Raw genomic sequence first — 23,337 nt, forward strand, 5'->3', positions numbered from 1 at the left:
TCAGCTTCTGTCCGCGGGGGATCTTTAATATTCTTCGTCGAGATTGATCTGCCTTTTTTTAAGCCGTTTCGGCATTTTTAAAGCAAGACTGGCATTCTGGCGCGTATCCGCAGCCTTGATAAAGGCCAAAAGGCCCCAGCAGGCCACAAGACTCGAGCCGCCCTTCGATACGAACGGGAATGTCACGCCCGTCAGCGGCAGAATATCAACGGAGCCAAGAACGTTTAAAAGCATTTGAAACACCAAAATAGCCGCCGCCGCACACGCGGCAATGACGTAGTAGGTGCTGCGCGCCGTCCGCGATGCGCGCACGGCGTAGAGGACGAGCGCCAAAACGGCTGCGACGGCGATGACGGCAAGAATGAGCCCCAGCTCTTCGGATACCATGCCGAAAACAAGGTCGGTATCGGCTGCGAAGATGTTTTTCAGCCAGCCGTTACCCGGACCAACGCCAAAAAGCCCGCCGCTGGCGGCGGCCGCCATTGTTCTTGTCTGCTGATAACCGCCGGTGCTGGCCGCTTCCCACGCATGACCCCAGGTGGCAAAGCGGGCCGCGACATGCGATTTATACGTCACTGCCAGAAAACCGGCCAGACCGGCACCGGCGACGCTGAGCGAAACAGTGCCAAGATCACCGGAACGGATGAACGCGACGACGAGGTATGCCACAAAGAAGATGAGCGCCGTGCCGAAATCGCCGATGAGTGCGAGCGCAATAACGCAGATACCGGCATACGCAACGAACAAAAAGAGGTTGCGCTTGGCAAACAATCGGTCGAGCGTCGCCGCCCCGACAAAAACAAACGCCAGCTTGACAAATTCAGATGGCTGAAAGCTCATGCCACCGACTGACAGCCAGTTGCGCGCGCCAAATACCGTTGGGCTGAGCAGGAGGTTCAGTGCCAATAAAACAAGGCCCGTGATGCCGATGGGCCAGCGCAGACGCACGGCATTTGCTAAATCGCGCAGAAACCAGCCGATGAGAAAATAAAGACCGACACCGGCCGTTAAAAGTGCGGCCTGTTTGTAGAGATCTCCCGGCGCCGCTGACGCCGTTACGGCCATGCCGATGGTGCAAAGCAGAAACGCCAGTGTTTCGGCTTCAAACGCCACGCGGCGGAGCAGCCGCGTGGCAATATACGTCAGCCATGTGAGCGCCGTCAGCGCCAAAAAGGCGATTGGGACAGCCGGTGAAAGGGCCTCTCCCGGTGCGATGCACAACGCAAAGCCAAGCAGGAGTTGAAAAAGCGTCAGAAAAAAAAGGGTTAAGGACGGTCTGATGACGCGGCCTGGACGCTCGCGCTCCATAGCCTGAACAGCCTGATGAACAGGCCCCATCGTCACAAAAACAAGCTCAACGCCGCCGAGCTTGATGATATCCCCGTTATCGATCTCCGCCTCATTGTCAATTTTCTTTTTGTTTAAAAAAACGCCGCCTTTTGACTGGAGATCATAAAGCCGCCACGTGCCTTTGTCGTCACGGATGAGCGCCGCGTGACTTCTCGACAGCGTCGGGTAGTTTAAGCGCACATCGGCTGTCTGCGATCGGCCGATGATATTCTCCCAGTGATACAGGCCGACGCGCGCCCCATTCGGCAAGCTGAGATAACCCCACTCTTCCGGGTCGTCATGGCCGCGAAGAAGTGAGCGGATGGCGCGATAAGCCACGATCCCCGCGCAAAGCGGCAGTAAAAACCGAATAAATAGCGTGATATAGGAAAAGATGCCCGCCGCATCCGCGCTGACGGCTTCGTGCAGCTTTGTCGTTAGCCCTGTGATCGCATCCAACCGTTTTCCCCCGCTTTCAAGGTCATCAAGCATCGGCGGGCGGGCAAAAGGGGCGTCGGCGTCATCCGACAGTCTGCCCTTTTATCCCGCCCGTCACGTCATGCTGTCTGTGTTCTTTATTCGGCGTCGGCCAGCGCTTTGGCCTCTTCGATAATTTTCGCTTGAACAGGTGCCGGGGCCTCCTCATAGCGCTCAAAACGGAGCGTAAAGGAGCCGCGTCCCTGTGTCATTGAGCGCAGGTCGATGGCGTAGCTGGACATTTCGCCCATCGGTACCTCGGCTTCAACGACCTGCATCCCGTCGGCATTTAAATTCATGCCCATCGGGCTGCCACGGCGCTTGGATAAGTCACTCATGATATCGCCCATGTACGTATCGGGAATCGTCACCGTCAGGGAGCCGATTGGCTCCAGAATAACGGGATTGGCCTGTGGAATGCCCTCTTTATAGGCCAGCTGCGCGGCCGTTTTAAACGCCATTTCCGAAGAATCGACAGGGTGATACGAGCCGTCGACGAGCGTGGCTTTCAAATAAACCATGGGGTATCCGGCCAAAACGCCCTTTTGGATGCTCTCGCGCAGCCCCTTCTCAACAGCCGGGAAGAAGTTTTTCGGTACGCTGCCGCCGAATACGTTTTCGGTGAAAACAAGGTCTTCCGTCTCGCCCGGCTCAAAATCAATGACGACGTCGCCGAACTGGCCGTGACCGCCGGACTGCTTTTTATGGCGGCCTCTGACCTGTACCTTTTTACGGATTTTTTCGCGGTAGGCGACGCGCGCTGGCGAGAGGACAACCTCAACACCGAACTTGTCCTTTAATTTGGCGCACAAGACGTCAAGCTGGATGTCACCAGCTCCAGCCAGCACCATCTGCTTCGTTTCAACATTATTTGTCACGGTAAACGTAAAATCTTCTTCTGATAGGCGGACGAGACCGGCGGCAATTTTGTCCTCCTGCCCTTTCGTTTTAGGGGCAATCGCCATGGCGTAGCACGGCGGGGCAAATTCAATACCGGCAGCCGTTATGACCTTTTTGGGGTCGCACAGCGTGTCGCCCGTCTTTGTGTCTGTGAGCTTTGAAACAGCGCCGACATCGCCGCAGACGACCTCTTTGACCTCCACGCTCTTTTTCCCCTGCATTTTATAGAGGTGTCCGATTTTCTCGTGCGCACCGGTGCGGGCGTTGACAAGGGTCATATCGGTCGTCACCTTACCGGAGATGACCTTGAAGAGGCTGAATTTACCATATTGGTCGGACAGTGTTTTATAGACGATAGCGCAGGTTGCTCCGGTTGGGCTAACGTCTATGGGGTCACCGTCGTCGGTTACTTCCTTGCGGCCTTCCTGCGGCGACGGGAAAAGGTCAACGACTGAATTTAACAGTGTTCTCGTGCCGAGGCCGGTTAAGGCGCAGCCACCGTATACGGGAAACAGCGTTAAATCCTTGACGCCTGTCTTGAGGCCCGCGATAATTTCTTCCGTCGTGAATTCCTCACCGGCGAAATACTTCTCCATGAGCGCTTCACTCGTCTCGGCAACACTTTCATTGACAGCCGTATAGAGCTTTTCAAGCCGCTCGGACATGGACGCCGGAATTTCTATTTCCTTCGTTTGGCCGTTTTCCAAGGTATATGCTTTCCTGTAAATCAGGTCGACGATGCCTTCGACCTTACCGGCGTCATTGACGATCGGCGCGATCATCGGGCAGACCGACGTGCCGTATTTTTCGCGGAAAGCCGTGTAAACGTCTTTATAATTGCCGTTTTCTTCATCAATTTTTGAGACATATATAGCTCTCGGGAGCTGCCGCTCGGCCAGATAGTTCCATGCTTTTTCCGCGCCGACGGTAAGTCCGTCCTTCGACCCGCACACAATGATGCCGCCGTCTGCAACGCGCAATGCCTCGACGGCCTCACCGGCAAAATCGAAATAGCCCGGCGTGTCAAGGATATTGATTTTACAATCTTTATATTCAGCAAACATCGTTGCCAAGGATATTGAAATCTGACGCTTAATTTCCTCTGCCTCAGAGTCACCGACGGTGTTGCCGTCTGCGATCTTCCCGAGTCTGTCTGTACCACCCGTTAAAAAAAGCATGCTCTCGGCGAGGCTTGTCTTTCCGTTGCTTCCGTGTCCAAACAATGCAATATTGCGGATTTTATCAGTGGCATAGGTCATTTGTGTCGTTCCACTCCTTTTAAAAAATCTATCGGCAATTATATACTAAGATTCTTTAAAACACAATAAAATGTTTAGACACTATGCGGAGAGACAGACGCCCGTCAGTGGCCGTACCGGGCAAAGCCGCAGATCACGAGGACGGCGAAAAGCATTGACATCATATAGAATATGAGGTTTCCGGCGCTTGCCGCCGTCAGAGAACCAGACCAGTTGACGACAAACATGATGAGCATGCCGAACAAGGCCGACGCGACGGAAAAGACCGTCGAGACAATGGCCGTCGTCCGAAGGCGTCTGCCGCCCGTGATCGACTCGACATACGGCCCCATCCCTTCCCGGCTGACGATGGCCGTGATGCGCTTGGCCTCATGAAGCGAATCGTCGGATATGTCATAGGATTTTTGGATCGGCATATACTCGACGTCATGAATCGATACTTTGAATTTCTGTTCGAGCATGATCGGCGTTATGTTGAAATCGCGCACGGCGAAAAAGAGCTTAACATGGTGGCGCAAAACGGAGACCAGTGCGTTTTGTACGGATTTGACGGGGACGTAATTGACGGCAAAGACGGCAATCAGCTTTTTATTGATCGCCGTGAATACGGCGTTTTTCACATTGAGGCTTGACGGCAAACGCACGCCCATCAGGTTCATAAAAGCCCCGGAGCCGGTATAGACGCGCTCTCCGCGAATCAGGCCGCCGATACCGCCCTCATAGCAGGTAAAGTCCTCCACGCGGTATTGACTCATCCCCTGCTTGGAAAGGTGGTCGGCGAAAAGCATTGACAGACCGGAATCGGAGGCGATGATGAGGCTGCCCGTATAACGGATAGCCTTATCCGGCTGAACTTCTTCAAAAATTTTTATGCCGCCGAGCGAGAGCGTCCCTGTCGGAAAAAGGTCTTCATCGGTGATGCCGACGCCGTCCGTATGGAACAAATCGTCCGCGCCGCCCCAGCCGGCGATCGCAGCACCGGACTGCCTGGCGCGGCGGGCCACAGCGTTAAAAGGGACCGCAAACGCTAAAACTGACGAAAACGGCGCGGCGGCCGCCATAATGGCCGCAAAATGGTGCAGAAAATACGGCCCTTGTCCGTGCCCAAAGGAGGCATACAGGCTGAAAACAGCCGCCATCACCAAAAGCAGCGGCGCGGCATAACGGTAGGCCATCGCCGTAAAATCCTCCTGAATGAGGTTGTTGTAAAAGCCAGCCGTTCTGTCGGACACTTTTTTAATAATTGTGCGGCCAAGGTCGTCACAGATTTCCGCGATGATACCGACTGGCTTCGAGGCGGCCTGCGCCGTTTTCAGTGTCTCCGTCATGGCGCGGGCATACGTTTTCTCACCCCAAAGCGTAAACGTCAGCGAGAGGGCGGAGACGACGCAATAGGGCGCGCCGTAGCTTTCGCTGTGCGTCAAAATGGCAAATGTCGCTGCGGCCGCCGTGACGAGGCATGAGAAAACGTTAAGCGTTTCCGCGCCGGGTTCCCCCTTCACAATCGTCATCACACCGCGGATGAGGGTATCAAGCGCCAGCAGCATCACGCAAAACATCAGCATCATTAAAATGCCGTTTGTTAAAACAAGACTGCGCCCGATGCCGAACGGCAGCGCCGCGCCCGCCTCGTACATCAGCGTAAAAACAGCCATGACTACGGAAATCGCAAGGCTCGCCAGGCTGCGCAGCGAATAGGAATTGCATATATGCGCAAATCGCTTGACAGCGGAGCGGAAATCCGGTTCTTCAAATATTTCTTCCGGCACGGGCTCGCCTTCAAGCGCCGCGTCGTCAACGATCTCTTCCTCGTCGTCGTCGGCATATGTATTTCTGCCGAATAAGCCGAAGACCTTTCTGGCAGTTTTTCGCGTCTCATTTTCAAGGGCTGTCTGCCGCACGATAGCTTCGGCAACGTCCTCATCCGTTTCGTCATCAGCGGCTGAGACGCGTGTGATCGGGATGACATTTTTCGTACCAGAATTTAGTTCATCGTCGCCGGGTTCCGGCTTTGTCTCGTGTGTTTTGCCTCCGGCCGCGTCTTTAAGCTCAGAAAGCGTCGGCAGCGGCACCGTTTTATCGAGCGGCAGGGCAGCCTTTCCCCGTGCGGCGGTCTCCGGCGCTGCTTGCCGGTATTTTCCGCCGGCAGCTTCCTGAACAATCTTGTCCGTTTTTTGTTTCAGGACACCGCTCGGTGTCTTTTTGTCACCGGCAATATAGGCAGAGCCTTTGTATTCGGCCAAAATGGATTCCAGCGAAATGTCGTCGCCGTCGGTTCCGTCATCATCCGCAGCGGGGCCATCGTCGTTCGGGGGCCTGCGCGTATCTTTTTCAACCATGTCAAAATTGTCACGAGCCATAACGTCACCTTCTCTCCGGTCAGATCAGTTTGATTCAGCCGCCGTCTGCCGCTGGCGCAGCGCTTCATATAGGACGACCGCAGCTGAAACAGAAGCGTTGAGCGACGCGATTTTCCCGGTCATCGGGATCGAAACAGTAAAGTCGCACGTCTCGGCGACGAGGCGGGAGAGCCCCTTCCCCTCCGAGCCGATGACAAGGGCCGTTGGCCCCGTTAAGTCTGTTTGCCAGAGACCGGACTGGCCGTCTGCCGCCGTACCGTAAACCCAGAGCCCAGCCTTTTTTAAGTCCTGCAGGGCCGCCGTGATATTAGAAACGCGGGCAACCGGCAGATGCGCCACGGCCCCGGCGGACGTTTTCGAGACGATCGCCGTCAAACCGGCGCTGCGCCGTTTCGGTATAATAACGCCGTGCGCCCCTGCACATTCGGCCGTCCTGATGATCGCGCCGAGATTGTGCGGGTCTGAAATTTCGTCGCAAACGACGATCAGCGGCGTCTGGCCAAGGCTATTGGCCCTGCTGAGTATATCGTCAACCGTCACATAGACGGCGGCCGACATAACAGCGACGACGCCCTGATGCGCGCCCGTTTTGCTCATCGCGTCAAGCTTACGCTTGTCCGCCTCGACAACGACGGTACCCGCGGCGCGCGCCGTCGCGGCAATATGACCCAAAGCGCCGTCTGTCTCACCGGCGCTTAAAAAGATTTTATCGATTGGCCGCCCGGCGCGCAGCGCCTCAATAACGGCATTGCGCCCTTCCAGAACACCGGCATCGTCCTCCAGCGCCGCATCAGGCATCGTTCGGCGCTGATGATACGGGTCCATATGGCGCTCGATCGGGCGTTTTCTCGGGTGATTGTTATCGCTCATTCAATAGTCCTTTAAAAAGTCGTTATTTTAGACGTGCTGCTTGATACGGTCAACCATGTCAAGCCGCTCCCACGGCAGGTCGAGCTCCGGCCGCCCGAAATGACCGTAAGCGGCGATTTGGTTATAAATCGGGTTTAACAAGCACAGATGGTCGATGATTTCACGCGGTCTGAAATCAAATACGGCCTCCAGAATTTTTTCAATCTTTTCATCGGGAATCGACCCGGTGCCACGCGTGTCGACCTGAATGGAGACGGGCCGCGCCACGCCGATGGCGTATGCCAGCTCGATCTGACAAGCCCTCGCCAAGCCCGCCGCGACGACATTTTTAGCGGCATAACGCGCCATATACGCGGCGCTGCGGTCTACCTTCGTCGGGTCCTTACCGGAAAAAGCGCCGCCGCCGTGGCTGGCGTAGCCGCCGTAGGTGTCAACAATGATTTTCCGCCCCGTCAACCCGGAATCACCAACAGGGCCGCCAATGACAAACCGACCCGTTGGATTGACATAAAATTTTGTCTCATTTGTGATAAGTTCCTTCGGAATAACCGGTTTGATGACTGTTTCGATAATGCTCTCGCGCAAGTCTTTGACCGTCACGTCCGGGTCGTGCTGGGAGGAGACGACAATCGCGGGGCAGGACGCAACGCGCCCCTTCTCATCGTATTCTACCGTCACTTGGCTTTTCCCGTCAGGCCGAAGAAAGGGCAACAGGCCTGATTTCCGCACCGCAGCCAAGCGCATTGACAGCGCGTGTGCATATGAAATCGGCGCTGGCATATATTCCGGCGTCTCGTCACACGCAAAGCCGAACATCATGCCCTGATCGCCGGCCCCGGTATCAAAAGCGTCGTCATACGCGCTGTTAACACCCATGGCAATGTCCTGACTTTGTTCCTTGATGGATGTGAGAACAGAACAGCCGTTGTAATCAAAACCAAGCTCCGGGCGGATGTAACCGATATTTTTAATCGTCTCCCTCGCGATACCGGGGATGTCGACATAAGTATTCGTCGTAATTTCACCCATGATAAGAACCATGCCGGTTGAGACAATTGTTTCGCAGGCCACGCGGGCCATTTTGTCACCGGCCAGAATATTATCAAGTACCGCGTCGGAAATCTGGTCACAGACTTTATCCGGGTGCCCCTCTGTAACGGATTCCGACGTAAAAATCCTGTTTGTCATGATGCCGTCTCCTTTGACATATTTTCTCATAATTTTATTTATTATACCACAATACGCCGATAACATAAAGTATAAATTCTGACAGATTAAAACTGCCGCTTATAAAGCGGCAGTCTCATTTTGTCGCGTTAAATTAGCGGTGCTCAAGCGGCACAAATGCCGATTTCGGGGTGATGGCCTTATATGCCGGGCGGATAATTCTGTTGCCGTTGTACACCTCTTCGATACGGTGCGCACACCAGCCCACCATCCGTGCCACGGCAAAAAGCGGCGTGTAGAGCTCATGCGGGATGCCAAGCATTTTATAGACAAATCCGGAGTACATGTCAACATTGGCACACATCGGTTTATCAACGTGGCGTTCTGCCGCAAATGCGGCCGGCGCAAGACGTTCGACAGCTTCGAATAACTCGAATTCCTGAAGCATGCCCTTTTGATCAGCCAGCTTTTTAGCCAGCTCTTTGAGCCGAACGGTGCGCGGGTCGCTGAGCGTATAGACAGCGTGGCCGATGCCGTAAATGAGCCCGTCGCCGCAGCCGGCCTCACGCCGTAATATTTTTCGCAGATAGCTTAAAAGGTCCGCTTCATCCTCCCAGTTGGGCACATCGCGCTCAATATAGGAAAACATCTCCATGACCTTTTTGTTTGCCCCGCCGTGACGGGGGCCTTTTAAGGCACCGACCGCGGCAGCCATTGAGGAGTAAATATCGGTGCCGGATGAGGAGAGGACACGGCAGGCAAACGCCGAATTGTTCCCACCACCGTGTTCGGCATGCAAAACAAGGGCTAAATCGAGCAGCTGCGCTTCTTCCTGCGTAAAGCTGTTGTCATGGCGGACGGAATAGAGAAAGTTTTCGGCCGTCGAGAGGCCTTCCTTCGGGTGGTGGATAAAGAGGCTCTCCTTGTCGAAATAGTGGCGTTTGGCGGCATAGGCGTTTGCCACAATGACGGGACAGCGCGCGATGAGATGAAGCGCCTGATCGAGCTCTTTATGTAGGTTGTTGATATCTGTTTCCGGATCCTGGTCGTAGGAGTATAGCGCCAGAACGCTGCGCGCAAGCTTGTTCATAATGTCCTTGCTGGGCGCGCTTAAAATCATATCTTCCGTAAAGCCGCTCGGCAGGTGCCTGTATTCGTCCAAGATACCGTTAAAGCAATCGAGTGACAATTTGTCCGGCAGTGTACCGAAGATAAGCAGATATGCCGTCTCCTCGAAACCAAACCGTCCTTCGCTCATAAAACCGTCAATCATATCAGACACGTCGATGCCGCGGTAAATGAGCTGTCCGTCAATCGGCACGCGCTCCCCGTCCTGCACGTAATAACCGCGCACATTGCCGACCTTTGTCACGCCGGCCATCACGCCGGTACCGTCAGCATTGCGGAGGCCGCGTTTCACGTCGAGTTCTGAGTAACAGCTTTTATCGACAACAATGCTTTGCTGCATCTGGGCGGCGCGTTTATTTAAAAAATCTATTGTTTTTAGCGCTCTGTCAGCGTGCATTGGCGATCACTTCCCTTTTTGTTGTAGATTATAAATATACAGCGCCAAGCGATTGTTGTCAATAAAATGCATGAAGTTTTATCATTTCCTGCATTTTCCCTTTCAGATAACTTTGCCGCTTTTCGTCTTTTTAGTCTTTTGGAATAAAACCCATTTTATAGCAGAAACTATGGTTGAAATATTCTGATTCTCGGAGGAACGAACGATGAAACGTCTTAACACCGCCCATTTCCGCACTGTCTTCGCCGCTATTCTCGCCGTTGTCACCGGCTGTCTCCTTTTTGCGGGCATTCCGGCACTGGCGGCAGAGGTCGGCACTACAAACGCAAATGCCCGCCCAATTGCGGAGAATCTCAGCTATACGACGTATAAAGGCATCGCGATCACCGGCCGGTTTTCAGCGTCCGACCCGGAGGGCGACGCTGTGCTATTCGAAGTAACCGACCTGCCGAAAAAAGGCACGATCCGATTTGACAGTGCCGGCACATTCGTCTACACGCCCGGAGAGAACAAAAAGGGGCAGGACGTTTTTTCCTATCTCGCGGTTGATGATGCCGGTAATCTTTCTCAAAAGGCAACCGTGACGATTGACATCGACAAGCAGTCAACAAAACTGACGTATGCCGACATGGCTGACAATCCCGCCCATTATGCCGCCCTCGTACTGGCTGAAAAAGGCCTGCTCGTCGGCGAAAAAATCGGCGATCAGTATTTCTTCCGGCCGCAGGCCGCTGTCACGCGCGGTGAATTCCTCACCATGTGCCTTGGCATGACGGATGTCGAAACGCTGCGCGATATCACGCGCACTGGCTTTTCCGATGACGCGGCCATGCCGGATTGGGTCAAGCCGTATGTGTCCACGGCGCTTTTGTCCGGCTATGTTACCGGCTATAAAAATGAAGAGGGCCGCCTTGTTTTTGGTGCCGACAAGGCGATAACAGCGGCTGAAGCCGCCGTCATTCTCAATAATATTTTAGACATTTCCGATGTTGCCAGCGTCGCCGCCGTCTCGTCGGACAGCTGCCCTGTGTGGGCGTATCAGGCGGAGGTCAACCTCGCCGCTTGCAACATCATCGAAGCGCCGGGCGCGGGCTCTTATAATACAGCAGTATCTCGCGCCGAGGCTGCCGACATGTTCGTCTCTGCCATGGCGCTCCAGGATGCCCGCGGCGGCACCTCCCTTCTCAGCTGGGCGCTGAAATAACAGCTCAAAAATAGAAAAAGATTCTTCGCTAAACGGCTCAGAATGACATGGTTCTGTCATTCTGAGGGGCATGATGCCCCGAAGAATCTTTTTTTGTTAGCCGGTGTCTGTTTTGCAACAGGCCTCTTTTAATAAAAACCTGTTTTTATCGCACTTGGCCGCTGCCGTATACGATGTATTTCGTTGTTGTCAGCTGCTCGAGGCCCATCGGGCCGCGCGCGTGCATCTTCTGCGTCGAGATGCCGATTTCAGCGCCAAGGCCGAACTCGCCGCCGTCCGTAAAGCGGGTTGAGGCGTTGACGTAAACGGCCGCAGCGTCCACGGCGTCGAGAAAGCGCTGCGAGACGGTATAGCTGTTCGTCACGACGGCCTCGGAGTGCTTTGAGCCGTACTTATTGATATGCGCGATGGCCTCCTCAAGGCCGTCAACAACCTTGACGGCAAGGATATAATCGCCGAACTCCGTCTCATAGTCCGCCTCTGTCGCCGGTATAACGGCATTGCCGAGGATAGCCGCTGTCTCCATGCAGCCGCGCAGCTCTGTGTTTTTCCCGTCTAACAGCGCCTTGGCTTTTGGGAGAAAGGCAGCGGCGACGGCGCGGTCGACGAGCAGCGTTTCAGCCGCGTTGCAGACGGATGGGCGCGAGCACTTGGCGTTAAAAATGATCTCGGCAGCCATATCGAGGTCGGCGGACGACTCTACATAAATGTGGCAGTTACCGACGCCTGTCTCGATAACAGGGACGCGCGCGTTTTCAACGACGCGGCGGATGAGGCCCGCCCCGCCGCGCGGGATCAGCACGTCGACATAGCCGACAAGGCGCATCACGTCGTCGGCGCTCTCGCGGGACGTGTCCTGCACGAGGCTCACGGCGTCCTCTGGTAGACCGGCTTCTCGGATGGCGCGGCGCATGATATTCGTCAACGCATTGTTGGCCGAAAAAGCTTCTTTGCCCCCGCGTAAAATAACGGCGCTGCCCGCCTTCAAGCAGAGAACGGCTGCGTCAACCGTCACATTCGGGCGCGCCTCGTAGATAATGGCGATCACGCCGAGCGGCACCTTTTTCCGCCCGATGACAAGCCCGTTGGGCCGGACAGCCATTTTTTCAACCTGCCCAATCGGGTCGTCGAGCCGCGCGACTTGACGGACGCCGTCGGCCATCGCGTCGATGCGTGCCTCCGTTAAGGCCAGCCGGTCCAGGAGTGACGCACTCATGCCGTTTTCACGTGCCCGGGTCATATCCTCGGCGTTGGCGGCAAGGATTTCCTGCTTATTGTCGATCAGCGCCTGCGCGATGGCGAAGAGCGCTTTGTTTTTTTCTGCGGTGGGGCACGTCATCAGAACAAGCGATGCCTCTTTGGCCGCAGCCCCTTGTTTTTCAATCGCCGTCATGCCTTTTTTCCCTTCTTTCGAAACAGCGTTCCAACGCCCTTCCCTTCCAGAATGTCATAGAGATTCCGGGGGTTTGCGCCGTTTGTAATCACCATGTCAATCCCGTTTTCTGTCGCGATTTTGGCGGCCGCCAGCTTTGTTTGCATCCCGCCTGTACCAAACGCCGTCCCCGCGCCGCCGATTTCGGCAAGCAGGTCGCCATCTACCGCGTCGACAACCGGGATGAGGCTGGCGTCTTTGTTTTTCCGGGGGTCTTTGTCAAATAGCCCGTCGATGTCTGAAAGGATGACGAGTAAATCAGCGTCAACGAGCGTTGCCACGACGGCCGAAAGCGTATCATTATCGCCGAACACCTTGTGTTCGGATTCAATCTCCTCGATGCAGACAGAGTCGTTCTCGTTGACGACGGGGATGACGCCGAGCTCTAAAAGCGCCTCAAACGTCCCCAACAGATTCAGGCGGACGTTTGGCCTGTCGACATCGTCACGCGTGAGCAATATTTGCCCGACTGGCGCGCCGTATTCACTGAAAAACTTGTCATAAACGTGCATCAGCTCACACTGCCCCACGGCGGCGACTGCCTGCTTTAAACGGACGTCGACCGGGCGGCCCTTCATATTCAGCTTCCCGCAGCCGGCGCCAATCGCGCCTGACGAGACGAGAATAACCTCGTGACCGGCATTTTTAATATCCGTCAGCACGCGGGCCAAGCCGTCTATATTGCGGAAATTGAGACCCTTCCCGCCGTGCGAGAGCGTCGACGTGCCGACCTTGATGACGACGCGCTTTTTCTTTTTCAAACCGGCGCGCCCCCTTTCGTTAAAATATCGCTGTGGCGAAATAGTCCTCCGGCGTTTCCGCGCGGCGAATCATAGTCACGCTCCCGTCCTCACGGAGCAGGAGTTCAGCCGAGCGCAGCTTGCCGTTATAGTTGTAGCCCATGGCGTGTCCGTGCGCACCTGTGTCGTGCAGCACCAGAAAGTCGCCCATATCGATCCTTGGCAGGGCTCTGTCAACGGCAAACTTGTCGTTATTTTCACAAAGCGATCCCGTGATATCATAGACGTGGTCACAGGGCGCGTCTTCCTTCCCCATCACCGTGATGTGATGATACGCCCCATACATCGCCGGGCGCATGAGGTTGCTGGCGCAAGCGTCCAGGCCGATATATTCTTTATAAATATGCTTTTCCTGGATAGCGCGGGTCACGAGGCAGCCGTAAGGCCCAAGCATAAAACGCCCGAGCTCCGTACAGATGGCCGGTGTCATCCCTGCCGGGCCGAAAACCGCCTCATACGCCTGACGAACGCCTTCGCCGATGAGCATGATGTCATTTTCCGCCTGCTCCGGGCGGTATGGGATGCCAACGCCGCCGGAGAGGTTGATAAAGGCGATTTCAGCGCCTGTCTCGCGCTGGAGATCGACAGCCAACTCAAAAAGAATGGACGCCAATTGCGGGTAATAGTCGTTGGACATCGTGTTGCTCGCCAGAAACGCGTGCAGGCCGAATTCTTTCGCGCCGAGCGTCTTGAGCATGCGATAGGCTTCAAATAGCTGTTCTCTTGTCATGCCGTATTTAGCGTCGCCCGGATTGTCCATAATGGTGTTCGATATGGCAAAGACACCGCCGGGGTTAAACCGGCAGCTGATCGTCTCCGGGATTGGGCCGAGAGCCGATAAAGCATCAATATGCGTGATGTCGTCTAGGTTGATGATTGCGCCGAGCGCAAGAGCCTTTTCAAATTCGGCAACAGGCGTGGCGTTGGACGAAAACATGATGTCCGAACCGGCAAAGCCGCACCGCTCGCTCATCATCAGCTCCGTCATCGACGAGCAGTCAACGCCGCAGCCCTCCTCCTTGAGAATTTTTAAGATCGCGGGCGTCGGCGTGGCCTTCACGGCGAAATATTCTTTAAAGCCCTTGTTCCATGAAAAAGCCCTGTACAGGCGTCTTGCATTTTCACGGATGCCCTTTTCATCGTATAGATGATAAGGCGTCGGGATTGTTTCGTCTATTGTTTTCAGCTGCTCCAAGGTGACAAATGGTTTCTTCATCGCGCTTCCCCTAAACTTAATCTCTGTGTGATGTATTTTTCTGTATTTTAAAGCAAATTGGCTGCAGAATCAACTAAAGAATCGACACGTTTCTGAAAAACGGTCTGAAAAACGGCAGATGCGTTTCCGCCCGGGAAACGCATCCTGTCAGCCATTGACCGTTTTTTATGTTGCGCTGTCGTCCTGCAACTGCAATGGAATCGTGCAAACGACAATCTGCTTATGCTTTAGCAGCTGCCGCTCGATATGAACACGCGTGTTGTTATGAAGGATCCGGTGCCATTTTTTCTGCACCATAAACTGCGGCAGGATGACGGAGACGATGTCGTTTTCCGTGAGGTCGTACTCTGCCGATTCAATGAATTCCACAAGCGGGCCGACAATTTCGCGGTATGGTGAATACTTGATAACAAGCGGAATGTCTGATTTGAGCATGTCGTATTTCTGTTTGTTTTTCTCGCCCGTTTCCTTGTCGATGACGACGTTGAAGGCTGTTACATTGTCGGAGATCGACTTGGCGTATCGCAGCGCGCGGATGCTGGCGCGGTTGATGCTCTCGACGGGGACGATCACGCGGTTTTTATAATTGGCGCAATGGAGCGCCGCGTAGTATTCCTCCGGCTCAACGCGCAATTGGTCGTGCACCTCGGTGTAGTGCTTTTTGATTTTAAACATCATAAGAACGAGAATCGGGATGAGAATCACAACGATCCATGCGCCCTGGTCAAATTTTGTAATGGCAATAATTACGACGACGGCCGCCGTTACAATCGAGCCGATACCGTTGATGAGCGCTTTTAATTGCCAGTGTCGCTCACGCGTGCGAATCCACCGCAAAAACATGCCGGACTGCGACAGCGTAAACGAGATGAAAACGCCGATGGCGTATAAGCCAATTAGCTTTTCGACCTTCGCATTAAACAAGACGATCAATAACGCCGCCGCGATGGATAAAACGGCGATGCCACTGTCATAGCTCAGGCGATTGCCGCGCATGCTCAGCTGGCGCGGCATGTATTTGTCCTTCGACATGACGGAAATCAGCATCGGGAAACCCGAATACGCTGTGTTTGCCGCCAGAATCAGGATGATAAACGTCGTAATTGTAATGTAGTAGAACATAAAGCCGTGGCCAAATATTTCATCAGCGATGAGCACGAGCATAGCCTTGCCGTGCGTCGGGTCCACTTTGTAAAAGTTGGCGAGAACGGCCGTGCCGCCAAACAAAAGAAAAATGATCAACGCTAATAACAGCAACACGAGCTTGGCGTTTTTGCGCGACGGCTCTTTGAAATTCGGCACGCCGTTGCTGACGGCCTCAATACCGGTAACGGCCGCGCAACCGTTTGAAAAGGCTTTGAGCATCAAAATCATCGTTAAAGGCCCGGTAATGCCCTCAACCGACGGCGGCGGCGCCGATGGCAGATTCCCGCCAGTCGCCTTGATAAATCCGGTGATAAGCATGATCACAATACCGAGGATAAACGCATATGTCGGCACACCAAAGATGCGGGAGGATTCGCGCAGGCCGCGGAGATTGCCGATGGCTATCAGAAGAATCAGAAAAACGCAGATCGGCACGGTATACGGTGCGACCGGCTCAAACGCCGAGGCAATCTGCTGGACGCCGGACGAGATACTGACGGACACCGTCAGTATGTAGTCAACGGCAAGCGCGGCACCGGCAATAATTCCCGCCATAGTGCCTAGATTTTCCTTGGCAACGGTGTACGCGCCGCCACCGTTGGGATAACAGTCAATTGTCTGCCTGTAGGATAGCATCAGCATGAACAGCAGAACAATAATAATGCCAGAAATCACCGTCAACTGCCGGAAGGCGAGAAGCCCTATCGCCGGCAGCAGCACCGTCAGAATTTCCTGCCCGGCGTACGCGACGGATGAAATGGCATCGCTCGAGAGAATCGGCAAACCCCACGCAACAGCATATCTTTCATCATTAAGCGCATCGCTGTGCAGTGGTCTTCCAAAAAAGAAGCTTTTGAGTGTATTCCGTTTGATAACCGTTACCTTCTTTCAACACAACATGCTTTTAAAGGCATATATGAAGAATATATATCTAAAATCCATAAAGTCAATACTAATTTTTTATAGCTTTCATCTTAAAATCCGCCGTCAGGAATAATATACCGTTTGACCTTGCTGTAACCATTTGTTACTCTTTGAGTATCACCCGGCGCTTTTTTAAATGCATCTACGAAAGGATTTTTCTCATGAAATACATTAGGGCATTGTTGAAAGCCAGCGTTGCGATTGTCCTTTTTGGGGCACTGCTCTTCCCCGCCGCGGTGTTCTCCGCGCAAGCGGCGAACGTCACATCAGCAGCCGGTCAAATAACCGCCGGGGCGCTCAACGTCAGAAGTGCGCCGGGTACAACAGGCAAAATCCTCACGAGCCTGCCATATGGGTCATATGTGACGCTGATTTCGCCGTCAGGCACGTGGTGGCGCGTCGAGTACGCACCGGGCACGTATGGGTATATGAGCGGCGCTTACATAAAATATGTCGGCGGCACATTTGCCGCGACAGCCACGAGCGGCAGCGGGTCCGTTTCCGTTCGAAGCGGCTCGGCGTCTTCCTATCCCGTCACCGGCACCGTCTTAAGCGGCAGAACCGTTCTTGTATTGCACGATAACGGCTCCTGGAGCTGGATATTATATAACGGCTCAAAAACCGGCTGCGTGCCGGACACAGCGCTGCGCTCGATGATGGCCTGGCCCGTCCCGGCCAGTCACAAAATCAATCAGTATTTTTCCGCTGCGCACGAAGGGCTTGATATCGGCGCCTCTGTCCATGGCGTCTCCGGCGACGCGGTCGTTGCCGCCCAATACGGTAAGGTTGTCTATAGCGGGTGGCTAAACGGCTACGGTTACGTTGTCTATGTCAATTCCATCTACAACGGCCAGCCGATTCAGACGCGTTATGCCCATCTGGCTTCCATGCCGCTTGTCACGGCCGGGTCTGTTGTCGGAGCCGGGCAAAAAATCGGCGTTATGGGCAACAGCGGGACATCGTCCGGCGTTCATTTGCATTTTGAGGTTTGTCTGAGAAACTCGAACAGTGACTGTATCGCCAACGCCGACTCGACACCTGCCAATCCGCTTGATTATATCAAATAAGTGTCTTGCAAAATCGGGGGCTGCCAGTGAATGGCAGTCCCCGATTGTCAAGTCATCACGCCGGTTGCGACGCCTTAGAGCGGAAATTCTCCCCCGTCAAACACAACTTTCTTCTTCCCTCTTTTTTTCGCCTCGTAAAGGTTCGTATCAGCTTGTGAAATGACAGCCCAAACGTCAAGCTCTCCGTCGGCGTCTAAGAGAACTTCCGTAACGCCCGCGCTGAACGTCGGGCGGATGTGCAGTTCCTTCTCACATCTGTCCTGCAATGTTTTTGAGATATTCAACAGCGTCTCTAGCATTAGTTCGCTGGACTGCCCCGGCATAACAAGCATGAATTCCTCACCGCCGAAGCGGCCGAGGATGTCCTGTTTGCGCGTGAGGGAAGCCGCGCATTCGGAAAAAATGCACAGCACCTTATCACCGGCAAGATGGCCGAGCGTATCGTTAATCAGCTTAAAGTCGTCGAAATCGATCATGGCAAGCGTAATATTCTCTTTTGAAACCGACAGATTTTTCAAGGCGTTTAACAGCGCGTATTTGTTCGTTATGCCGGTCGCCAGATCAAGGGAAAGCTGGCTGTTGAGCAACTGCTCATACTCTTTCTGCGCTGTGATATCGGCAAATGCGACGATCGCAAAAACATCACCGTCACTGACAACGCGCGTGGCGCTGACAACAAACCACTTCTGGTGCGTGACGCCGTCGATATGAAAATTGTGGTCAACCTCCGCGTCTGTAATCACCGTACCCGTTTGCAAAACGGTCTCCAGCGCACTGCGCAGAGGGCAAGTCTTGCACGCATCACCGTTGCCGCAAACCTCTTGCTCTTCAAGAATATCCGAGCAGTTGAAAACATTGCCGAAACGCTCACCGCTCAGCGCCTCCGGCGTTAAATGAAAGCTTTTCAGCATATATCGGTTGGCGTCACGAACCGTCGTATCCGGGTTGACAATGACAAGCCCGACCGGCGAATTCTGAAAGACGGCCTGAAAGATGGTGGTTGGTTCTGTCATCAATACCTCCGAAACTGCTCCGATATGTCTCTGCCGCTTATCTTCTTATTAATTACTTTCGTCATTTTTCGTAGAAATCTTAACCACAATCTGTCATTTCTAAAAATAAGATGAGCAACTTGGCCCATTAACCTGTTCGGTCAAGTTTTTTAAATAAAAAGAGGCGCATCGGCACCTCTTATTGGAGCGGGCGACGAGGCTCGAACTCGCTACCTCCACCTTGGCAAGGTGGCGCTCTACCAGATGAGCTACGCCCGCATATTCAGTTGTAGAACCCGAAGATTTCTCTTCGGGTTCTATGGTTTTGGAGGCGACACCCAGATTTGAACTGGGGAATCAGGGTTTTGCAGACCCATGCCTTACCACTTGGCTATGTCGCCATAGGCGATAAAGAGGCGCAAAAGCACCTCTTTATTTGGAGCGGGCGACGAGGCTCGAACTCGCTACCTCCACCTTGGCAAGGTGGCGCTCTACCAGATGAGCTACGCCCGCACATCGCGCAATATCATATGAAATTATTCAATTTATATAAACTGCGCGTGGTGCCTCCGGTCGGAATCGAACCAACGACACGAGGATTTTCAGTCCTCTGCTCTACCAACTGAGCTACAGAGGCATATTAGGGCACTGTGAAGTGCCCTGTGGCGACCCAGAACGGGCTCGAACCGTCGACCTCCAGCGTGACAGGCTGGCGTTCTAACCAACTGAACTACTGGGCCATTTTTGTGGTGGGAACAACAGGGCTCGAACCTGTGACCCCATGCTTGTAAGGCATGTGCTCTCCCAGCTGAGCTATGCTCCCCCAACCGCTGCCGTTGTTAGCGACGGTTGTTATTATACTAAAACCCCTATCTCTTGTCAACAGTAAAACGCGATTTTAAAACGCTATTTTTCAGGACTGTTTTCATGCCCTTCGAACTCTACCGGCGTCTTGTTTTCTTCAAGATATGCGATAACCTCGCGCGGTGTTAATCGATAGACGGTGTCACAGAATTGGCATGTAACTTCAACCGGCTCGCCCTTCTTCTCCATATCGAGGAGCTCCTGCCGTCCGACACCGGCAACAGCCTGTAAAACACGCGCGCGGCTGCAGTAGCACCGGTATTCTACGGGTGTCGTTTCTAATACGCGCATCGTAAACCCCGCGAGAACGCGACCACAGAGCCCCTCGGCGGTGCCGTCCGTCAAAACGGTTGTCACGGGGCCTGTCGCGGCAATGTTGCGCTCGAGCGTGTCAAGAAGCGTATCCGGCGCGTCCGGTAACAGTTGCACGATATAGCCCCCTGCTGCCAGAACGGACTGGTCCGGTCCGACGAGAACGCCGAGCGCGACGGCCGTGCGCGTTTGTTCACTGGCGTAAAAATACGCCGTGAAGTCTTCGGCAATCTCACCGGTGACAAGCTGGACGCTGCCGACGTATGGCTCTTTAAGGTGCAGGTCTCTGATAACAGTCAGCATGCCGTCTGTGCCGACGGCCCCGCCGACATCAAGCTTGCCGTTGGGCTTCTTCGGAATATCGACAAACGGGTTCTGGACATAGCCACGTACGTTGCCTGTGCTGTCGGAGACGGCAATAATGCTCCCGACCGGCCCGCCGCCGTTAATGCGCACGGTGACGGACGCTAATGGGTCCTTCAGCATGTGCCCAAGCATCGAGCAGGCCGCCATCGTCCGGCCGAGCGCCGCCGTCACGACTGGCGTTGTCTTGTGAATAACGCGCGCCCTTTCCACCGTGTTTTTTAAGGACACAGCCGATATTTGAATAAACCCGTCATCCGAGACGGCTCTGACGATTTCATCCATTGCCTGTTCCTTTCGACGCGGCGATGAAAATGCGCGTGTCGCTTTCATCGGGCGCAGTATGCTTTAAATCCCCATAAAAGCGCACGTCCGCAAACCCTTCGTTCACTAATAGACTTTCTAGGTCTCGTGGGTCGTAGGCGTATTCAACATGCTCCTCCCGGCTGCGTAACCATTTTGAGCCGAGGCGTTCAAAAAGATCCATGCCGTAAAAGCAGGCATTCTCCCTGTTATCAAAAAATGTGCGCCACACACAAAAAACGTCTGGCGTCTCGTCCAGAAACACCTCCCCGTCGAGGCTTTTGAGACGCGCCGGTGTGTGAATATCAAAGACAAATAGACCGCCCGGCTCCAAGAAGAGCCGGACGCGGTAAAAAACGTCTTTCAAAAGCGATGGTTTGACATAATTGATACCGTCAAGCGAGCAGACGGCGGCATCCACCGTCCCGAAAAGGTCGAGGCACTCCATTGGCTGGTTTAATAAAAGCAGCCTGCCCGATAGGCCCTCTGCTTTCTCGGCGGCCTGTGCCAGCATGTCCTCGGAGGCATCGACGCCGATCATATCATACCCGCGCCCGGCCAGAAGGCTTGTCAGCGTACCTGTCCCGCACGCGAGATCGACAATCGACCGAACGGCAAGCCCGCGTTCGCGAAAAAGCTGTTCGTAAAAATCCGCCATCGCCGCATAAGGCACATCACCCGTGAGGCTGTCGTAAAACCGCGCCAGTGAGGAATACGACGTCACGATTCTTTCTCCTTTAACCTTTTAAAAGCAATCTCATAGCCGTCGGCACCGTACATGAGGCTTCTGTTGACGCGGCTGATCGTCGCCGATGAGGCGCCCGTCTGCTCCAGAATATTGTTGTAGATGTTCCCCTGATTTAAAAGCATTGCCACCTGAAAGCGCTGCTCCATCGCCCGCAGTTCTGTGACCGAACAGAGGTCGTCAAAAAAGCGCATACACTCGTCAACTGTCCGAAGCGTTAAGATCGCCTCATACATCTCCGTATTTCTGTCTTTCTTGGTGCCTTTCACTGTCTTGTTCACGGCAGTCCCTCCCGGCCAATAAATTCCGGCGCGCTGTCGCGCGGGCGGGTGCGAATTCGATTCACATTCTATATTTTACAGGAGTAAATCGTTAAAGTAAAGAGCAATTTATTAACGCTTTGCCTGCCGCCGTCATATTGTATGAACGAAGGGGCGTGAGCGTATGATGACGATTTCAGAAGAAACCCTCACAGAGGACCTCACCTTTGAAGGCGTAACGATGGTGCGTACCGATTTTCATTACCCTGTTGTGTCCGGCGGCGGCGGCAAGGCTGACAGGCGCATTAATAGCTATTACCGGCACATGGCAAAAACACTGCTCAAAAAAGCAAAAAGCGATCTTTTACCCGACGCCGTTGCCGAGTGGCGGTACGCCACGGAAAACGGTTATCCCTTCCGCGAATTCGAGTCGGTCATGAAATTCACCGTTACATATAATGAAAACGATTTGCTTAGCCTTTATTTTGACGTGTATGACTTTACTGGCGGCGCGCACGGCGCGACCCGGCGCTTTGGCGATACCTGGCGCACGGAGACGGGCTGGTTTATCATGCTCAGTGATTTTTTTCCGCGCGGTACAAATTACAAGCGCCTTTTAATTGACAATGCCATCGTCATCGCGACGCAGCAAACCCGCGCCGGCACGCATCATTATTTTGAAAACTATCCAAAGCTCATTAAAAAATACTTCAGCCCGGCGAAATTCTATATTGAGCCCGGCAATATTATCATTTTCTACGACCAATATGCCATCGCGCCGTATTACGAGGGTATCCCCGTTTTCGAGTATCCGGCCGACATCAAAACGCACCCTTAACTCATCAGCGCGTCCTGCATCATGCAGGCGTCCTCGTCGAGGCCCTTTGTCATATTGAGCGCCTCCTCGATATCGATATCGACGCACTTTTCACCATTCATGGAGATGATGCGGTTATAAACCCCGTCATACAACAGGCGCACAGCCTTAAAGCCCATGCGCGAGGCCGTTACCCGGTCGCGCACGAGCGGTGAGCCGCCGCGCTGGATATGGCCGAGCGTCGTCACGCGCGTGTCAACGCCCGTCGTCTCTTTGATTTTTGCAGCTATCTCATGGGCGGAGGCCGCACCCTCGGCAACAATGACGGTAAAGTGCGTATGCCCTTCAAGGCGCGCGGCGCGGATTCTATCGGCCACATCCGCTTCAAAATCAATTTGCATTTCCGGAATGAGCGTCACGGTCGCCCCAGTTGAAATACCGACGTTTAGAGCCAGATGACCGGCGTGATGCCCCATGACCTCGACGACAGAGCAGCGCTCGTGTGACTGCATCGTGTCGTCGAGCTTGTCCACGGCGTCGATGGCCGTGTTGCAGGCCGTGTCAAACCCAATGGTGTACGTTGTGCAGCCGATGTCGTTGTCAATCGTACCGGGTATGCCGATAACGGGCACTCCGAGCTTGGACAAGACGAGGGCCCCGCGGTAGGACCCGTCCCCGCCGATAATGACGAGGCCGTCAAGCCCCAGAAAGCGGCAGTTTTCCGACGCGCGCTTCTGCCCTTTTTTCGTCATGAATTCGGGGCTTCTCGCCGTGTAGAGAATTGTGCCGCCGCATCTTGCGATTCCGCTGACGTCGTCGGCCGTCATCGTCACGGCATCGCCGCCGATCAGCCCGTTATACCCGCGCCGAATACCAACGCATTCAATCCCGAGATGCAGCGCCGTTAAAACAACGGCGCGAATTGCCGCGTTCATCCCCGGCGCGTCACCGCCGGACGTTAAGACGCCGATACGCCTGATGGTCGTCTCCATGGAAAGTCTCCCT

Annotated in this window: 18 protein-coding genes and 6 tRNA genes; 3 read left to right on the top strand and 21 right to left on the bottom strand. The window is 54.2% G+C overall.

What is annotated here, in order from left to right; translation table 11 throughout:
- Positions 1 to 24: 24 nt before the first annotated feature.
- From IZU99_06425 to IZU99_06450, 6 genes are all read right to left on the bottom strand, one after another.
- Entirely contained in the window at positions 25 to 1,821 is a 1,797-nt protein-coding gene (locus IZU99_06425) for an FtsW/RodA/SpoVE family cell cycle protein (protein ID UOO36917.1), read from the bottom strand.
- A gap of 83 nt (positions 1,822 to 1,904) precedes the next feature.
- Positions 1,905 to 3,965 (bottom strand): elongation factor G, encoded by a 2,061-nt coding sequence (locus IZU99_06430; GenBank protein ID UOO36918.1) that lies wholly within the window; start codon positions 3,963 to 3,965, stop codon positions 1,905 to 1,907.
- A gap of 104 nt (positions 3,966 to 4,069) precedes the next feature.
- On the bottom strand, positions 4,070 to 6,325 hold the full coding sequence (locus tag IZU99_06435) for a hypothetical protein (GenBank protein UOO36919.1): 2,256 nt from the start codon (positions 6,323 to 6,325) through the stop codon (positions 4,070 to 4,072).
- 24 nt (positions 6,326 to 6,349) lie between these two features.
- Complete coding sequence (rlmB, locus tag IZU99_06440) at positions 6,350 to 7,123, bottom strand: 23S rRNA (guanosine(2251)-2'-O)-methyltransferase RlmB (protein UOO38773.1); 774 nt, start codon at positions 7,121 to 7,123, stop codon at positions 6,350 to 6,352.
- 99 nt (positions 7,124 to 7,222) lie between these two features.
- Complete coding sequence (locus IZU99_06445) at positions 7,223 to 8,383, bottom strand: methionine adenosyltransferase (GenBank protein UOO36920.1); 1,161 nt, start codon at positions 8,381 to 8,383, stop codon at positions 7,223 to 7,225.
- A gap of 133 nt (positions 8,384 to 8,516) precedes the next feature.
- On the bottom strand, positions 8,517 to 9,887 hold the full coding sequence (locus tag IZU99_06450; GenBank protein UOO36921.1) for a citrate synthase: 1,371 nt from the start codon (positions 9,885 to 9,887) through the stop codon (positions 8,517 to 8,519).
- A 205-nt stretch (positions 9,888 to 10,092) separates the two neighbouring features.
- Here IZU99_06450 and IZU99_06455 point away from each other — a divergent pair, with 205 nt between their 5' ends.
- Entirely contained in the window at positions 10,093 to 11,091 is a 999-nt protein-coding gene (locus IZU99_06455) for an S-layer homology domain-containing protein (GenBank protein ID UOO36922.1), read from the top strand.
- Positions 11,092 to 11,236: 145 nt separating this feature from the next.
- Here IZU99_06455 and IZU99_06460 read toward each other — a convergent pair whose 3' ends face one another.
- From IZU99_06460 to IZU99_06475, 4 genes are all read right to left on the bottom strand, one after another.
- The gene (locus IZU99_06460; GenBank protein ID UOO36923.1) at positions 11,237 to 12,484 is read right to left on the bottom strand and encodes a glutamate-5-semialdehyde dehydrogenase; all 1,248 of its coding nucleotides are present in this window, start codon (positions 12,482 to 12,484) and stop codon (positions 11,237 to 11,239) included.
- Positions 12,481 to 13,284 carry a glutamate 5-kinase gene (gene proB / locus IZU99_06465; GenBank protein UOO36924.1) on the bottom strand — a complete coding sequence of 268 codons (804 nt, stop codon included), beginning with the start codon at positions 13,282 to 13,284 and terminating at the stop codon, positions 12,481 to 12,483. Before proB ends, IZU99_06460 begins: the two co-directional genes overlap by 4 nt.
- A 19-nt stretch (positions 13,285 to 13,303) precedes the next feature.
- Complete coding sequence (locus IZU99_06470; protein ID UOO36925.1) at positions 13,304 to 14,539, bottom strand: diaminopimelate decarboxylase; 1,236 nt, start codon at positions 14,537 to 14,539, stop codon at positions 13,304 to 13,306.
- A 165-nt stretch (positions 14,540 to 14,704) separates the two neighbouring features.
- A complete protein-coding gene (locus tag IZU99_06475) occupies positions 14,705 to 16,558 on the bottom strand; it encodes an APC family permease (protein ID UOO38774.1) in 1,854 nt (617 codons plus the stop codon).
- Between the two features lie 212 nt (positions 16,559 to 16,770).
- On the opposite strand from IZU99_06475, the gene IZU99_06480 reads away from it, so the two are divergent.
- Positions 16,771 to 17,676, top strand: coding sequence for a peptidoglycan DD-metalloendopeptidase family protein (locus IZU99_06480; GenBank protein ID UOO36926.1), 906 nt, complete (start codon positions 16,771 to 16,773; stop codon positions 17,674 to 17,676).
- Positions 17,677 to 17,750: 74 nt separating this feature from the next.
- On the opposite strand, the gene IZU99_06485 is transcribed toward IZU99_06480, so the two are convergent.
- The 10 genes from IZU99_06485 to IZU99_06530 all read right to left on the bottom strand — a co-directional run bounded on the left by IZU99_06485 (position 17,751) and on the right by IZU99_06530 (position 21,491).
- Positions 17,751 to 18,689 carry a GGDEF domain-containing protein gene (locus IZU99_06485; protein ID UOO36927.1) on the bottom strand — a complete coding sequence of 313 codons (939 nt, stop codon included), beginning with the start codon at positions 18,687 to 18,689 and terminating at the stop codon, positions 17,751 to 17,753.
- Between the two features lie 182 nt (positions 18,690 to 18,871).
- Positions 18,872 to 18,947: transfer RNA gene (locus IZU99_06490), tRNA-Gly, on the bottom strand.
- Positions 18,948 to 18,994: 47 nt separating this feature from the next.
- A tRNA-Cys gene (locus IZU99_06495) sits at positions 18,995 to 19,069 on the bottom strand.
- 36 nt (positions 19,070 to 19,105) lie between these two features.
- A tRNA-Gly gene (locus IZU99_06500) sits at positions 19,106 to 19,181 on the bottom strand.
- A 48-nt stretch (positions 19,182 to 19,229) separates the two neighbouring features.
- Positions 19,230 to 19,305: transfer RNA gene (locus tag IZU99_06505), tRNA-Phe, on the bottom strand.
- A gap of 26 nt (positions 19,306 to 19,331) precedes the next feature.
- Positions 19,332 to 19,408: transfer RNA gene (locus IZU99_06510), tRNA-Asp, on the bottom strand.
- 7 nt (positions 19,409 to 19,415) lie between these two features.
- A tRNA-Val gene (locus IZU99_06515) sits at positions 19,416 to 19,491 on the bottom strand.
- Positions 19,492 to 19,574: 83 nt separating this feature from the next.
- Positions 19,575 to 20,492, bottom strand: a complete 918-nt coding sequence (gene hslO / locus IZU99_06520; protein ID UOO36928.1) for an Hsp33 family molecular chaperone HslO — start codon at positions 20,490 to 20,492, stop codon at positions 19,575 to 19,577.
- A complete protein-coding gene (locus IZU99_06525) occupies positions 20,485 to 21,168 on the bottom strand; it encodes a class I SAM-dependent methyltransferase (protein ID UOO38775.1) in 684 nt (227 codons plus the stop codon). Before IZU99_06525 ends, hslO begins: the two co-directional genes overlap by 8 nt.
- Positions 21,169 to 21,230: 62 nt before the next feature.
- On the bottom strand, positions 21,231 to 21,491 hold the full coding sequence (locus IZU99_06530) for a TrpR-like protein (GenBank protein UOO38776.1): 261 nt from the start codon (positions 21,489 to 21,491) through the stop codon (positions 21,231 to 21,233).
- A gap of 208 nt (positions 21,492 to 21,699) precedes the next feature.
- On the opposite strand from IZU99_06530, the gene IZU99_06535 reads away from it, so the two are divergent.
- A complete protein-coding gene (locus IZU99_06535) occupies positions 21,700 to 22,353 on the top strand; it encodes a DUF3298 and DUF4163 domain-containing protein (protein UOO36929.1) in 654 nt (217 codons plus the stop codon).
- On the opposite strand, the gene pfkA is transcribed toward IZU99_06535, so the two are convergent.
- On the bottom strand, positions 22,350 to 23,324 hold the full coding sequence (gene pfkA / locus IZU99_06540; GenBank protein ID UOO36930.1) for a 6-phosphofructokinase: 975 nt from the start codon (positions 23,322 to 23,324) through the stop codon (positions 22,350 to 22,352). The genes IZU99_06535 and pfkA overlap by 4 nt on opposite strands.
- Between the last annotated feature and the right edge of the window lie 13 nt (positions 23,325 to 23,337).

The sequence above is a fragment of the Oscillospiraceae bacterium CM genome, from assembly GCA_022870705.1.
GTDB lineage: Bacteria > Bacillota > Clostridia > Oscillospirales > Oscillospiraceae > Sporobacter.